Genomic DNA, 15,846 nt, shown 5'->3' with positions numbered 1-15,846 from the left:
CAAAAAATTTTCAATTTAGCATAATATCTAGGTATTCATTCCCTCATAGCTCAGCGGTAGAGCAGGTGGCTGTTAACCACTTGGCCGGAGGTTCGATTCCTTCTGGGGGAGTTTTTGATTTTCAGAGAGTGCTTTTTCTATGTCTTTGCGCTTTATTTTAAAGTAATTGAGTCTTTCAAGTAGTTTTTTGTTGTTTCCATTTCCTAAATTAAAATGTTTTTGTATTTGTTCTCTTTTCTTTTTTGCGTGTTCTCCTGTTATGCCAAGTTTTATTAGGTCACTTAAGTTTAAATTTCCTTTTTGTTGTTCGTCTTCAAAGGTGCCTACTTTTTGTAAAATTGTTTTTATTTCAGATGTAGGAGACATTTCAACTTCTTGATTTTGGGTTTTAAGATATGCATGCTTGATTTTATTGTGATTTAAATGTCCTATTCTTGTAAGTATTTGTTTTCTAATAAGATTTCCTGCTTTATCACTGTCTGTAAAAATAATGATACCATTTGTTTCTATTGCTTTTTTTAAAACATTCATGGTTGATTCTTGTAGATATAATCCACCAGTTTCAACTATGGTACATTTAAATAGAGCTTTTATTCTCTTAGCATCGTCTTTACCTTCAACTACAATTATTTCTTTTATTTGTTTCAGATTTTAAGTCCAATCTTCAAAAAATGCTCTTAGAAGTTTAATTGCTTCTTTATGATCTGATATTGCAATAGTCTCTCTTAAAGAGTGCATTCCCCACATTGGAGTTCCAATATCGATAGTTTCAATTCCGGTTTTTGAATTTACAATTGGACCAATTGTGCTTCCGCTATTGGTGTTTGCTTTCATTAGTATTTCTTGAATTTTAATGTTATTTTTTATAGCTAAAGCTTTAAGTTTTGCCCATCCATTTGCTGTAGTTGCGTATTTAAAATTGGCATTGCTTTTAATAGTTACACCTTTTCCCAGACTTGTTTGGTATGAAGGATCGTGTTTGGATCTATATCCTGGATGTATTCCATGTGCTCCGTCCATTGAAATATTAAATGATTTTTGCAATTTGATCATATGTTCTTCTTGTCCTAGATTTAAAACATAATCTATTCTCTCTAAGATTTCTGTTAATAAGATTGAGTTTGCGCCTCTTGAGGTTGACGAACCAATTTCTTCATTATCAAAAAATACTGCCACTTTGTTTTTTTTGTTATTTGTGTGAATAAATGCGTTCATTACAGCATGACATCCTGATTTGTTGTCAAGATTTTTTGATGCCAAAAATTCACCTTCACTACCTATAATTTTAGAAGGTTCGGATGCTGTAAATATTAAATCACATGATAATAAATCTTTTTGGGATATTTGTAGTTTTTGTAGTATATTTTCTTTAATACTTTTTTTAAGACTTGTTATAACAATTATGTTTTCGTGAGTGTCGTATGTAAATCCTTCATTTGCTTTGCGGTTTAGGTGTATTGCGACATTTGGTATAGTGCCGATATTGTCAATTGTGATTAATTGTGACTTGATTACTCCATCTTTAATGAAATATACATTTCCTGCTAAACTTAAGTCTCTGTCAGTCCAGGTTGAGATTATTGGGCTACCATAAGTTTCAATATGGTGAGAGAAGATATTACCTTCACTATTGGTAGATTCTATTTTAAGTTTTAATCCAGGACTATCAGAATGTGCTGATGCTATTAAAAATGGTTCGTGTATGTTATTGGTATTGATATTGAAAGCAATAAGACTTGTTCCTTCCTTTTTTACATAATAATATCCTGTTTCTAATTTCCACTTTTCATCAAGTTTAAGTTCTTTTGCATTAAGATAGTATAATAATTTTTCTTCTATATGGTTTACTAGATGATATGGTGTTAAACTTTGATCTAGTAAGTTTTGAAAATGGGATATATCTAATGCGTGATCATGCATGTGTTTTCTCCTTTGGCTTTATTGTTTTAATATATATTATTTTATTATAATAGCTTGTGCATGTATATAGGTTTATGTATATGTACTAAGGAGATTGTTAGATGGGTAAATTTTATAGATTGATATTTTTGACTTTAATATTTATTTCTTGTACGGCAACTTCAGAAGTTGATTTGCAAGATGATGCTAGCGGTACAGTTTCAGTAATTTTTAATGTTAATAAAGAATTTGAAAAGATTAGAAGAGAACTTGTTACAACTCTTGTGGGTGATGAAGTTGCCAAGATGCCTCTTTTTCCTGTTGATGAGATAAAGAAGTATTTTCGTGATGATGGAGCAAAAATAGGTTTAAAACTTTTAAATATTAAGTCAAGTGGTGATTCTCTTAGGTTGGTTGTTCAATTTGATAGCTTAATTAAAGTTTTGAAAGATTATCTTTCAAAAGAATCTATGCCTATGTTTAAGATAGAGAATAAATATGGGAAGAATATTATTGATATTGATTTAAATTTGAAGAGTCTTACTAAAGTTGTTAATGAAAATAAAGAACATGTAAATGATGCACTTGCAGCGCTATTGCCTTCAGAAGAGATACCAATGTCTGAGAAAGAATATAAAGATGTATTGATGTATTTTTTGTCAGATTTTACTGATCGTGCAAGTGAGCTTATTGATAATTCTAGCTTAAAATTAAAAATTAGAACATCAAGGAAAATTCAAGAACAATTTGGATTTACTCAAGTTAACTCAAATACTTTGGAACTTAATCTAGATATGATTAAGGCTTTAAGTCTTCAAACCCCAATAAAATTGAGATTAGTTTATTAATTTTATTTAAGTATTTATTTTAAAGACAAGTAGAGATAAGAATTATTTCTTATCTCTTTTCATAAATCCTATTAATAGTCCGGTTACTAGAGTTCCAATTAAAATAGATATTATCCACATTAATGGGTTGGTTACTATTGGAAGAATAAAAATACCTCCGTGTGGAGCCATAAGTTTTACTTGAAATAATGCAGATAGAAAACCTCCAATAGATGAGCCTATTATGCAAGCAGGTATTACTTTTAGAGGATCTGATGCTGCAAAGGGAATTACTGCTTCTGTTATAAAACATGCTCCTAAAACATAACAAACTTTGCCGGCTTCATGTTCTTCTTGTGAGAACCGATTATTAAATATGCTGGTTGCAAGTGCAATTCCTAGTGGGGGAATCATTCCTCCTGCCATTACGCTTGCATGGGGAATGTAATTTCCTGAAGTTATCATTGCAATTCCAAATGCATAGGCAGCTTTATTTACTGGACCACCCATATCTATTGCCATCATTCCCCCAAGCAATGCACCTAGTAATGCCATATTTGTGCCACTTAGTGAATTTAACATATTTATTAGGGATGTATTGAAATATGCAATTGGTGCTAATAAGGCATACGTTAAAAAGCCTGCTATTAATACTGAAAAAAATGGATAAGTTAAGACAGGATTAATGCTACTTATGCTTTGTGGTATGATTTTTTTACTTATTGATTTTATCCATACAGTGACATATCCTGCAATAAATCCTGCCAGTATTCCTCCTAAGAATCCTGCATTTCCTTTGCTCATCATTAGTCCTGTAATCATTCCAGGTGCAAGTCCAGGGCGTTCTGCTATACTAAATGAAATATAACCGGCAAGTATTGGAATCATTAAAAAGAACGCATTGCCACCACCAATTTGCATTAAGATATCTGCTATTTTATTATAACTTGGATCGCTTGAGTCAAAAGCTTTAATCCCAAACATAAATGATATTGCAATTATTATTCCTCCAGATACTACAAATGGAAGCATGAAGGATACACCATTCATTAAGTGTTTGTATATACCCGGGTTACTTGCTTTTTTTATTATCGTGCTTTCTGTTTCTTTTGATGTGTTGCTTATATAAATTTTTGCTTTGTTATCAAGAATCTCTTGAATTAGTTCTTTTGCCTTGTGTATGCCGTCTTTAACACCAACTTCAATTAGTGGTTTGCCATCGAATCTGTCTTTATTAACAGTTTTTCCGGTTGCAATGATTATTCCTTTTGCTCTTTTGATATCTTCTTCACTTAGTGGATTTTCAGTTCCACTAGAGCCATTGGTTTCTACTTTGATTTCTACGTTTAGTTCATTTGCTGCTCTCTTTAAACTGTCTGCTGCCATATACGTATGGGCAATTCCTGTGGGACAGGCTGTTACTGCTAAGATGAAATTTTGCAAGTCTGTTTTGTTCATTGTTGTGTTGGTGTTGTTTGTATGTAACAGGATGTCTAGAAATTTATTTGTATCGTTTGTGTTCATTATTTCTTGTCTTAAAATATCATTATTAAATATATTATTTAGATATGATATTGTTTTGATATGGTCATTGCCCGTTGTATTTTCAGGAACGGCTATCATGAAAAATAGTTTTGATGGTTTAGAATCTGAGGCACCAAAATCGAATCCTTTGTCTTTAACCCTCAATATTGCTATTCCATGTTTTTTAACAAAATTACCTTTTGCATGTGGCATTGCAATATATTCTTCAAGACCTGTTCCGTTGATTTCTTCTCGTTTTTTAATGTCTGTTATAAAATCTTTTTTATTTCTCAGGTATCCATTTTCGTCGAGCATTTCAGCCATTTTTTCAATTACATCATCTTTGCTTTTTGCTTCATAATTCAATAATATTAATTTATTAGAAAATAAATCTTGCATAGGAAACTCCTTGCTATAGTGTATAATTCCTATTATAATAGGCGTAATATATTATGATTATATCATATAATGTATAATATATAAGATTATTTAATCATATTACTTAATTTAATTGAAGGAGAACTTAATTGATATATACTCTTACTCTTAGTCCTGCTGTTGATTATAAGATAGTTGTGGAGGGGTTTCAGCATGGGTTTCTTAATCGTGTTATTAAGAGTAATTTTTTTGCTGGAGGGAAGGGGATTAATGTAAGTAATGTCCTTAGGAATTTACAAATGGAAAGTATTGCTTTGGGATTTGTGGGTGGTTTTACGGGTGATTACATAAAGAGCTATCTTGATTTAATGGAAATAAGGCATGATTTTGTTACCATATCTGATAATACTAGGGTCAATATTAAAATGATGTCAGATGGAAAAGAAACAGAGATTAATGGGAATTCACCGGCAATTTTAGAGAGTGATTTTGAGTCTTTGCTTGTGAAGTTGAAAAAGTTGGATACTGGTATATTAATCATGTCTGGGAGTGTGCCAGATTCACTTGGGTGTCGAGTTTATAATGAGATAGCTAAAAATTTATCAAGTAGTCTGAGAGTGATTATTGATACTAGTGGTTCTGCATTAAGAGAGATTATAGAAATTAAACCTTTTTTAATAAAGCCAAATATTAATGAACTTAAAGAACTTTTGGGTATAAACTTGACGTCTCGTAAAGATTTAATTAATGCCGGGTATAAGCTTATAGAAATGGGTGTTCAAAATATTATAATTTCGATGGGAGGTGAGGGAGCTGTTTTTATAAATAAGCAGGATGTTTATGTGGCTAATGTTCCTCGAATTGATTCTTTAAGTACTATTGGGGCAGGAGATTCTGTTGTTGCTGGATTTGTATATGCTTATTACAATGGAAGTTCTTTTTCTGATTCTTTTAGATTTGCAGTTGCATCAGGTACTGCAACAGCATTTAAGGGACAACTTTGTAATCTTGATGATGTTAAAAATATTTTAAATAAAGTGGAACTTGAAAAGTCTTTTCTAGAGTAGCTTACTAATGTGTTTTTTATGTAAAGCTTTTTGAAGTTTTTGTTTTAAAGACAATTACGGGAGCGACGGGACTCGAACCCGCGACCTCCTGCGTGACAGGCAGGCATTCTAACCAACTGAACTACGCCCCCAAACGCAATACCTTATGATTATATTGTTTTTCTTTTTATTTGTCAATTTGTTTTAATGAGTCTATATATTCTATAATTTTTGAATCTCTTTTGATTGTCTTTAAACTAACATTTTTAATTATGTCTTTGTTTGATATTATTTCTATTCTTTCTTTAGCTCTTGTTATTGCAGTGTAGAGTAATTCTTTTGTTAAGAATGGATGATTTTCTATTATGATTTGTACATGTTGATATTCAGACCCTTGACTTTTATGTATTGTTGTTGCAAAGCTAAGTTCATATTTATTTATTAAATTAAAGTTTATTTTTTTGTATTTTTCATCTTCTCTTTTAAATATGGCATAAATTTTAGAATTTTCTTTAAACAAAATTCCTCTCTCTCCATTAAATAGATCATTTTTATAGTCATTTTGAGTGATTAAAATTATTTGTCCAATTAAATTGCCGTAGATCTTCTTTAAGTATAATTTGATTATTTCATTTATTTTTTGTGTTCCAAATTTGCCAAAATTTGTTGAACATAAAATTATATTATTAAGTAAAGTATTAATTATTGATTCAATTTCTCTGTCATGTAATGAGTCAAGGTTAAAATGGGAGATATTATTGTACAATTTTTTTGTGTGATTTAGTAATTCATTTTCAATATTTGTTTTATCTAGACTTTTTAAAATTATGTTTTTGCTAGCTGTAAGTTGAGTGTCAATTAAGTCTGTGTCTTCTTTATATATTGCTTCGGCTAATAAATTTATCTCGTCATTGCTTCTAAAATTTTTTTTAAGTATTTCTACAAGATCATCATTTATTTCTTTTATTTGTGTAAGACTTGAGTATACGTTTCCTCCAGCTATTGATGGAAGTTGGTTTTTATCTCCTGTTATTATGATTTTTGTGCTTATCTTTAGTGCTCTTAGTAGTTTTAAAAAGGTGTTTGCATCTATCATAGATGCTTCGTCAATTATGATTATTTCATATTCTAAAGGCTTATTCTCATCATATTTATCGTCTTTATTTATAAATGACATTTTTAATAATTTTTGTATTGTGCTATGCTTTGTCTCAATATTTTTAAATGATTCTTTAAGACTTGACTTTAATTTTTGGCTTGCTTTTCCAGTTGGTGCCACAAGAGCTACTTTTTGTTTGATATTTAAATTGATATCAATTGCTTTGAGAATATAATTAATTGTTGTTGTCTTGCCTGTGCCTGGTCCACCACTTAATATAAAAAAATTGCTCTTTAAAGCTTTTTTGATTGAATTTATTTGTTCTTCACTTAAATTTTGAGTATTTAAGTTGTCCATGATATTTTGTATGCTCTCATCACTTATTTCTGCTTTATTATTTTGAAGTCTTTTATCTATTTGTTTTATTAATTCTTCTTCTTCTCTAAAATTTTTTTGAGTATAGATGTGAGTACTGTTTTCTAATATCAAAGGAGTTGTTATCTTTTCATCTTGATTATAATTTGTCATTATATTATTTTTTTGTAAATGTAATATCATTTCTTTTATATGTGTTTCTTGTGTGAATTTTGTAAGTTCTTTTAGTGTGTTTTTTGCTTTTTGATATAGTTGATTTTCTTCTTCTAATTCGAGTGAAGCACATTCAATTGTATTTTGAATATCTTTTATCAGTAGATTGATATTGGCTCTTAGATGTCCTTTAGAGAAATAATTAAATAAAAATATTAGAAAAATGGTGAGTTCTTCATATTTGTCATTTTGTATTTTTTTTGTAAGTAAATGTGATTTATAATATTGTTCTACATTTATGTTTATAATTTCAATTATTTCATAAATTTCAAGCTCTGGATTTAAGTGATTTTTTTGTTCTTCTTTTAAAAACTCTCTTAATACTAGATAATTTCTCATATTTTCCTTTATTGTTTTAGTTGTAAATATATTTGTTCTAATTCTATTTCTTGAAAATTTGGTATTGTAGAGTAAATTCCATTTTGTGTTTGAGATTGTTTTTGAATGTCTTTTTGAAATGCTCTTGTAAACAGGTATATTACTCCTCCAAAATATTGTTCATATTCTTCTTTGTTTTTAAAGAGTATTTTTTTTATTCCTAGTGTATAAATTTTGTATTGTAAATCATAATTTTCTTGTTGCATCTTTTTAGTTAAATTGGTTAGTTTGTAATCTTGAATATTTTCTCCAAGATAATTTGTTTTGTAGTCTAGAATATATATTTTGTTGTTTATTTTAAATATCAAGTCAATAATGCCTTTTATATATCCATCATTGAATGTCAAATTGAACTTATTATATTGCTCAAATAGAGATCTTTGTTTATGAATTTTTGTATTTATTTTTATTAAAAATTCCATTTCTTTTTGCAATTCTTGAAGGTCACATAGTTTTGCACCAATAAAATTAATTTTTGTGTTTAATATGTTATAAATCGTCTTGATTAACAATTCTTGTATTGTGGGTGTATTTAACTTTGAATTGAAGTATTCTATTTTTTGTTGTACAAGCATTATATTATTTTGTTGAAAATTACTTAAACTGTCTTTTGCTTCATTAAAATTGATATCTTTCATTATTGCATGTAAAATATTTCCAATATCTTTTCCTTTTGGTAAGATGTTCTTGCTGTTAGTTACATCATCATTATCATAAGTTTCATCATTGATTATATTTTGATTTGAATGGTATGTAGCATTATAGCTTGATGTAAGACTTGTGTAACTATGTATATATTCTTGTCTAAAGAGATATTTATTTATTGGTGTTGGAGGTACTAGTTTTGTTTTTGGATGATCATTTATGTCTAATTGATTGCATTGATTATCGTTATCTAGATTGTATATATTGTAATCTGGGTTTATTCTATCAATTGTTTTTATTTCTGCCAATTCTAACATTGTCTTTGTTATTGTGCCCTTATTTACTATAAATAGTGCAAATTTGGATCGTGTTGTTCCCACATAGAAAATATTTTTTTCTTCATTTAAAATTTTAATTCTAGCCAATTGTTGATTTTCTTTTAATTTTAAAAAATCATATTTTATTGTATTTTGTGAGTAAAATTTATAAAATACTTCTGATTTTTTAATTAAAGTGTTGTTATTTTGAGTATCACCTATTAGAAATACGATATTAAAACTTAGTCCTTTTGATTTGTGAATTGTCATGATTTCTATGGATTGATTGTCATTGGTAGTTTGTTCTTCATTTTGTGCAATATTTTCAATGTTTCTCTCAAGTATTAGGTCTTCTAGGATACAAATTAGTGATTCTATGTTTTTGTCTTTATGGTAAATTTTTAAAATGAAATTTAGAATTGTTTCATACTTTTTAAGTTCTTCAAGTTTGTTTTCATTTATTAGGATTTCTCTGTAACTTTGTTTTGTTTGTGTAAATTTGGTGAATTTATCATTATTAAAATTTTTTGCAAGATTTGTCCATAAATCTTGTTTTGATATGATTTCATCTATTGCTTGTATTAATGTAATTTCTTGATTTTCAAGTAAATATATTATGTCACTAATGGCTTCTTCTATGTGTTTTATTTCATTATTTTCAATTAAGTTGAGATGTAATTCCCATGGTAAATTTATCATTTTGCTACTTAAGACATAGTTTAATGTTTGAAAATTTTGTTTTCTGTCTAGACATTTGACAAGATATAATATTTCGTTGAATTCTTTTGTTTTGAAAAATGGTTCTTCAGGTTTATGAGTGTTTATATTGTGATTTTTAAGTTCTTTGTATATTAGGTTTATTTCTTTGCTTGTTCTGCAGAGTACTTTTATATCTGATTCTTTAATTTGTCTTAATTTATTATTATCGTTGATTTTTCCGTTTATTAATAAATATTTTATTATTAGTGCTACTTTTTGTAATATATTGTCATTTTCTTCATCTTCTATTATATTTATTGCTTCTATCTCTTGATCATTTATAAAGATTTTATTGTTGTCATTTTTGGGGTCGGTTTTTAATTTGACAAATTCTATTTTTTCAATTTGATTCGTATGTGTTTTATTATAGATACGTTCAAACATAATATTTAAAGGTTGAATTAATTTTTTATTTGACCTGTAATTTGTAAGTAAAGTTATTCTTGCATCTTTATTGATTTTATCTTTGATGTCTTGATTGTAAAATGATATATCAGCATTTCTAAACGTGTAGATTATTTGTTTGGGATCAGCTATAAATACTATTTTTATGCCACAGGAATTTAATAATTCAAATATTTTTATTTGTATTTGATCTAAGTCCTGTGCTTCATCTATTAGTATGATTTTATGTCTATTTTTGATTGAATTTAATAGTTTATGGGACGATTCTAGATGTTTTTTAAAGTTTATCATTATATGTTTTTGGTCTATTATGTTTGTTGCATTGATGATATTTTTAAGTTCTTGTTCTATATATTGAAGTATTTTATATTCAACTTTTAGTGTAATAAATTTTTTAAGTGCGTTTTTATTTTCTTTATCTGTCTTTGTTTCATTGCTGAGTTGTATTAGGGAAGTTTGTATGCTTAATTCTTTAGGTGAAAGAGTAACATTTTTCTTAAGATTGGCTTCTATTATTTTATATAAAAATTTATTGTTTATAAGTATATCTGTTATTTTTATTATGTCCGTTTCATGACTATATTCTATATCTGTTATTTTTATTCCTTGATTATGTTTGTCCTTAAAATTTATTTTTTCTTCTGTGCTCATTTCGTCTAATTCGTCGACTATTGCATTGTATTTACAAATTAATCTTTCTTTATTTTGAAGTATTTGTTTAAAAATTGTTTGGGATTCTAGCCAATCTCCAAGTTCTTGTGTTTTATTTCTTTTATAACTTTGTCTTAGATATTGAATCATGTCTTTTGTATTTTTAAATTCAAATTTAAAAATTTCAAATTCATAATTGTCAATTTCAAGTTCTTTTTTTAGTGAATTTTCTTTTCTTAAAAATTCATAAACTATTTCATCTATTTCTGATGTAAAACTTTCTTTTACTGTGTATTTGGAAAAATTTTCTGTTTCTATTTGAAAGTTATTTAGGGAGTATAATGCAAATCTATTGATGGTTGAAATAAATATTTTGTTTGATTGTTCATAAATATGTTTTAGGAAATTGTTCGTTTTTGCATTTTGATATATATGTTCAATTGATTTTAATATTCTAATGTGCATTTCTTCTGTTGCCTTTTTTGTAAATGTTAATACTAGAATTTCTTTTGGAGTATACATTTTATTTGTGAGTAGATTTGTAATGATGTGTTCAAGTGTGTATGTTTTTCCAGTTCCAGCTGAGGCTTCAATTAATATTTTGTCGTTATTTTTGATTTTTTCTATTATCTCTGTCATATTATCTTATACCTTTATGAATTTAGCATAAAAATCTTTAAGTAGTGTTTCTAAATTATTGTTTATTTTGAAGTCATGAGTATCTTTAAATCGATTATAATATGGGCACCATGTGATATCTTTATTTTGAAGAATGAATTCCATACTTTTATTCATACTGATGCTTTTTTGCTGATATTGTATTTGGTTTTTTAATGCTATAGGTAGTTCATTTATATTTGCTATCTTAAGTAAACTTTTTTGTATTAAATCTTTGTAGATGGGAGTAGGATAACTTGCAATATATGCTATTTGTTTTAATAGATTTACCATGTCTTTGTAGTTTATTTCTTCAGTTTTGTATTGATTTTCAATTGATAATTTAGAAGTGTCATAATTTATTTTGATTTCTTGAATAGATTTTATATTTGGGACTACAGTTTTTATCATTATTCCTATTATATATAGATTTATTTTTTTTATAATTGTGTCTTGTCCATAATCTTTTTTTTCTAGATTGAGATAAAAATATCTATCGTCTATTTTATATATGTTTTTCAGTTTGCCGTCTAATTTAAATTCTAGTGTTTTGCCTTCAAAATTAATAGGTATGTTTTTATTAAGTGTAATATCAGCTTCCTGCATTGTAAGAAGTTCTTTGAAATTAATATCAATATTGTTTTTGATTTGCAATAATTTTGCTAAAAATTCTTCTTTTATTTTTGTTTTTTCTATGTTTATGGGAATTATTCCTCTTTGAATTTGGCTTTCTATTATATCATCTATTTTTTCTAATATCTCTTCGTTAGTTTGATCTTTGATACATTCATGTATTGGTATTAGACTACTAATTATCTTATAATTTATATTGTCAATATTAATAATCTGTTCTTCTTGTTTTTCCTTAATATCATTGATGTAGCTTGTATCTTTGATTTGTACGCCTAATATTTCTTCATAAAAATATTTGTATGGATTGGTTATGGCTTTATTGATATTTTCTGTATCTATTGTGATTTGTTTGTTTAAGGTAAGTCTTTTTTGTTTCAAGTTTGAAGATTTATTTTCTTGTAATGATTTTACAATATTAAAAGCTTCGATGTCATAGTTAATTAGATAATTGGCTTTATTGTATTTGAAATATTCAAGATCGTAATTTTCATTTGGGTGTCTTTCGATTTCTATGTCTAATCCCATATCTTTTATGTGATTTATTATTTTATCTATTATTTTAGGATTATTGATGTCTGGGTTTAGTGATGTGCTTAGTGAGTAATATAGATAAAATTTTTCTGATGCTGCAAATATTATTTTAATTAGGTTCGAAATATTGTCTTGTTCCAAATTTGCATAATCATAATATTCATTTAGTAGATCCATATTATCAAAATGAATATTTGAGTTTAATGCATGAATTCCCAAAAAGTGAATTTCAGATTTTTGTAGATATTCGATTTTATCACAGCTTGCAACAAGTATACCTGTATTTTTACTGTTTAATTGATGTGTTTTTTGTGTTATGATTTCTTCAAAAATTGCTTTAAATAGTAAAAAATTGATTTTTTTTTCTTTTATTTTTGTTATGTAATCTTTATAAAGATTTTCATTAAAATCTTTGGAAAAATTTTTCAGGTATTGTATTCTTGTGCTTATATATATGTCAATTTTATTATTATCTTCAAGTTGAATGTATTTGTCTATAAATATATATATTATTTCTGCCCATTCGTATATTGTATATTCTTGGTCTTGAAAGTAGGTGATGTCTTCGTATAGGCTTCTTATTATGCTTATTAGTTTTATTATTGATTCTGGATCTTGAAAGCTTACACTTTGATGATTATTGTTGCATTCGTATTTAGTGTCAAAAATCAAAGACATTAAAAATCTGTTAAATCCGTCTTCCCATGAGTTTAAAAAATTTTGGTCATAAGATAGTTTTTCTTTATGTGTATCGTTCATTCCAAAGTTGATGTTCATCGTATCGCTAAATTTAATTAGGTATTCTAATTCGTTTGTTGAGATGTTAAATTTATTCATTACTTTTATGTTACTTAAAAATTCAATTATTTCTTTTCTGTTAAAATTACTGATAGTTCCTCTATTTGAAGTAAATAGATTCATTAATTGTCTTAATGCTATTACGCTTTTACTATTTAATATATCTTTGGAATCTAGAATGGTAAAATTAAGTTGGTATTTGCTTAAAAGTTCTTCTATGTGTGGCAAGTACGTGTCCATTTCTTTTGAAAGACAAGTTATTATTATATCATTTGTTTTAATATTTTTATTTTGTGTTGAGTGTAAAATATTATTTATTAAAATTTCTACTTCTCGTTTTTTTGTTTTTGCTTCTATGATTTTGAAACTGTCATCTAGATTTAATAAAGGAGTACCTTTAATAATATTATTTTTAAAACTTGCTAAAAAATTGATCTCGTCAAATGATTGAATATCAATTTCTTTTTTAATTTGTATGTTTGATTTTAGTTTTTTGATTTTTATTGGTATTAATTCATTTATAAGATTAGAGTGAATTTGTGTTATATCTTCAAGTATTAATTCGTGTACTGTAATGTTGAAAATTTGTTGCAGGAAATCAAAAATTTTTCTGTCAATTTCTCTACTCTCTCCAATTATTATTATTTTTTTTATTTCAATGTCTTGTTTGGTATTTGTTATTTCTTTTTCAATTTTTTCTTGTAAATCGAGTATATTGATTTGATTTTGAAATAGCTTTTCAAATATTTCTTTTTGTATTGATTCGTAGTAGTGTTTATCTTGCTCTTCAAATAAAAATTTATTTTCTCTCCAAGTATCGATCAGATATGAAAATTGAGAGTAGTATTTGTGAAATAGATTGATCATTTTTGATGCAAATGCGTATCTGTTTTTTGTTGATTGAAATTGTTTAATGTCTTTTGTTTGATTATCTGTTAATATATGATATAAAATTAATGTTTCTATTTCTTTATAAAAAAGTAAAGTATTTTCTTCTAAGAATTTTTTTATATTTTGATTTTCTGTTGCAATATTGTATATTGCCTTGATTGTGTTTTTTCTTATATTGAGATTATATGAAACCCCATTTACGGTTGCTAGATATTTTTTGATTTCATCACTTAAAATGTTGTTCTTTACAAGAATAATAGTTTCTTTTTTAAACAGATTGTCATTTTTAATTAATTCGCTAATTTTAGCGTAGATATTACTTATTTTGTTTGTTTTATATATCTTATACATGGCTCACATTATTTTATTTGCTTTAGTAAGTGTGTTTCTTAAGTTTTTTAATCTTTCAGTAATGCTGACTTTATATATATGTGGATTTACGAGTCTTTTATATGTATGATCAATTTTTTTAAGGTCATTTTGAACCTTTGTTTTTATATTTTCTAATTTTGATTCGTAGAATTGCGTAGTATTACTGTTTTCAAAAATTGTATGTATTAAAAATTCAAAACTATCGTACGTTTTTATTTCTTTAAATATATTGTCTTGTGTGGGATGAAAAATTGTAAATTGCTTTTTTAAATTTAACATTTTTTTTATCTCTTCTTCTTCTTCCTTTAGAAAAATTATATCAAAAATCATTTGTTCATTGGAATATATTCTGGCAATTCCTTTTTGAGAAGGTAGTGTTGCTTTATCGATATTGTTTGATATTTTCATTTTGGGAACAAATTCGCCATTTTTTTCAATAGATATCATTTTGTATACTCCTGAAAGATTGGATTCTCCTTTTGCAGTAACCAGATTTGTTCCAACTCCCCAGCAGTCAATGGGAGCATTAATTGAATTTAAGTACATAATAATCTCTTCATCAAGTTCATTTGATATAATAATTTTTACATCAAATAATTCATTTTCATTAAGTTTTTTTCTAACTTTTTTGCTTAAATATTCAAGATCGCCACTATCGATTCTAACCGAAAAATTTTTCTTTCCTTGGTCTTTTAATCTTTTGAACACTTTTATTGCATTTTTAAGTCCGCTATTAAGTGTGTCATAAGTGTCAATGAGTAAATTTACATTATTTGGATATGTTTTTGCATATTCCCAAAAGGCTTCTTCTTCATTTTCAAAACTCATTACCCAGCTGTGAGCCATTGTGCCGGTTATAGGGATATTATATTTATATCCTGCAATAACATTACTTGTAAAATCGGCACCTCCTATATAAGCAGCTTTACTTGCTGAGAGTGCTCCGTTAATTCCGTGTGCTCTTCTTAGCCCAAATTCTGCTAAAGTGTTAGCACCAGCTTCTTTAATTCTTGCTGTTTTGGTTGCAATTAAACTTTCAAAGTTTATTGTATTTAATACTAGTCCTTCTATTAGTAAAAGTTCAATTAAATTTCCTTCAATAATGAGTATGGGTTCATAGGGAAAGACAATTCTGCCTTCTTCGATTGAGCTTATTTTTATATTCAATTTAAATGTTTGTAAATGTTCTAAAAATTTTTTATCAAAATATTGAAGGCTCTCTAAGTATTTAATCTCTTCTTTGGTGAAGTGTAGTTCTTTTAAGATATTAATTAGTGTATGGATTCCTGCTAAGATTATATATCCATTATTAAATGGTGTTTTTCTAAAAAACATTTCAAATTTGGCTTTTGGATTGATATTTTTTGTAAAGTAAGCATTCATCATTGATAGTTCGTAAAAGTCTGTAAAGAGTGATAAATTTTTCATTTCTTAATTATACACCAATA

The 15,846-nt window shown here is 27.0% G+C and carries 9 protein-coding genes and 2 tRNA genes; 3 read left to right on the top strand and 8 right to left on the bottom strand.

Annotation, left to right across the window (positions count from 1 at the left end; all coding sequences use genetic code 11):
• Nucleotides 1-39 precede the first annotated feature (39 nt).
• Nucleotides 40-111: transfer RNA gene (locus U881_RS0104480), tRNA-Asn, on the top strand.
• Here the strand turns inward: U881_RS0104480 and rnmV are convergent.
• Both rnmV and U881_RS0104475 read right to left on the bottom strand, forming a co-directional pair.
• Nucleotides 73-594 (bottom strand): ribonuclease M5, encoded by a 522-nt coding sequence (gene rnmV / locus U881_RS11900; protein ID WP_235048138.1) that lies wholly within the window; start codon nucleotides 592-594, stop codon nucleotides 73-75. The genes U881_RS0104480 and rnmV overlap by 39 nt on opposite strands.
• A gap of 57 nt (nucleotides 595-651) precedes the next feature.
• On the bottom strand, nucleotides 652-1,920 hold the full coding sequence (locus U881_RS0104475; protein WP_024653419.1) for a M18 family aminopeptidase: 1,269 nt from the start codon (nucleotides 1,918-1,920) through the stop codon (nucleotides 652-654).
• A 101-nt stretch (nucleotides 1,921-2,021) separates the two neighbouring features.
• On the opposite strand from U881_RS0104475, the gene U881_RS0104470 reads away from it, so the two are divergent.
• Nucleotides 2,022-2,747, top strand: a complete 726-nt coding sequence (locus tag U881_RS0104470) for a hypothetical protein (protein WP_024653418.1) — start codon at nucleotides 2,022-2,024, stop codon at nucleotides 2,745-2,747.
• Nucleotides 2,748-2,789: 42 nt separating this feature from the next.
• Here U881_RS0104470 and U881_RS0104465 read toward each other — a convergent pair whose 3' ends face one another.
• Entirely contained in the window at nucleotides 2,790-4,649 is a 1,860-nt protein-coding gene (locus U881_RS0104465) for a fructose-specific PTS transporter subunit EIIC (protein ID WP_024653417.1), read from the bottom strand.
• A 128-nt stretch (nucleotides 4,650-4,777) separates the two neighbouring features.
• Here U881_RS0104465 and pfkB point away from each other — a divergent pair, with 128 nt between their 5' ends.
• Nucleotides 4,778-5,695, top strand: a complete 918-nt coding sequence (pfkB, locus tag U881_RS0104460) for a 1-phosphofructokinase (RefSeq protein ID WP_024653416.1) — start codon at nucleotides 4,778-4,780, stop codon at nucleotides 5,693-5,695.
• A 57-nt stretch (nucleotides 5,696-5,752) separates the two neighbouring features.
• Here the strand turns inward: pfkB and U881_RS0104455 are convergent.
• From U881_RS0104455 to U881_RS0104435, 5 genes are all read right to left on the bottom strand, one after another.
• A tRNA-Asp gene (locus U881_RS0104455) sits at nucleotides 5,753-5,826 on the bottom strand.
• A gap of 35 nt (nucleotides 5,827-5,861) precedes the next feature.
• Nucleotides 5,862-7,700, bottom strand: a complete 1,839-nt coding sequence (gene recD / locus U881_RS0104450) for an exodeoxyribonuclease V subunit alpha (RefSeq protein ID WP_024653415.1) — start codon at nucleotides 7,698-7,700, stop codon at nucleotides 5,862-5,864.
• Between the two features lie 8 nt (nucleotides 7,701-7,708).
• Nucleotides 7,709-11,155, bottom strand: a complete 3,447-nt coding sequence (gene recB, locus U881_RS0104445) for an exodeoxyribonuclease V subunit beta (RefSeq protein WP_024653414.1) — start codon at nucleotides 11,153-11,155, stop codon at nucleotides 7,709-7,711.
• A 6-nt stretch (nucleotides 11,156-11,161) separates the two neighbouring features.
• The gene (locus tag U881_RS0104440; RefSeq protein ID WP_024653413.1) at nucleotides 11,162-14,377 is read right to left on the bottom strand and encodes an exodeoxyribonuclease V subunit gamma; all 3,216 of its coding nucleotides are present in this window, start codon (nucleotides 14,375-14,377) and stop codon (nucleotides 11,162-11,164) included.
• 3 nt (nucleotides 14,378-14,380) lie between these two features.
• Complete coding sequence (locus U881_RS0104435; protein ID WP_024653412.1) at nucleotides 14,381-15,826, bottom strand: nicotinate phosphoribosyltransferase; 1,446 nt, start codon at nucleotides 15,824-15,826, stop codon at nucleotides 14,381-14,383.
• Nucleotides 15,827-15,846: the final 20 nt, after the last annotated feature.

Source organism: Borrelia persica No12 (assembly GCF_000500045.1).
Lineage (GTDB): Bacteria > Spirochaetota > Spirochaetia > Borreliales > Borreliaceae > Borrelia > Borrelia persica.
This window is presented reverse-complemented; position numbering and strand designations above follow the sequence as displayed.

Excerpts from the sequence above, each read along its gene's own strand:
- U881_RS0104435 (WP_024653412.1), bottom strand. The coding sequence starts at position 15,826 with ATGAAAAATTTATCACTCTTTACAGACTTTTACGAACTATCAATGATG.
- U881_RS0104440 (WP_024653413.1), bottom strand. The coding sequence starts at position 14,377 with ATGTATAAGATATATAAAACAAACAAAATAAGTAATATCTACGCTAAA.
- U881_RS0104470 (WP_024653418.1), top strand. The coding sequence starts at position 2,022 with ATGGGTAAATTTTATAGATTGATATTTTTGACTTTAATATTTATTTCT.
- U881_RS0104475 (WP_024653419.1), bottom strand. The coding sequence starts at position 1,920 with ATGCATGATCACGCATTAGATATATCCCATTTTCAAAACTTACTAGAT.
- recB (WP_024653414.1), bottom strand. The coding sequence starts at position 11,155 with ATGACAGAGATAATAGAAAAAATCAAAAATAACGACAAAATATTAATT.
- recD (WP_024653415.1), bottom strand. The coding sequence starts at position 7,700 with ATGAGAAATTATCTAGTATTAAGAGAGTTTTTAAAAGAAGAACAAAAA.
- U881_RS0104465 (WP_024653417.1), bottom strand. The coding sequence starts at position 4,649 with ATGCAAGATTTATTTTCTAATAAATTAATATTATTGAATTATGAAGCA.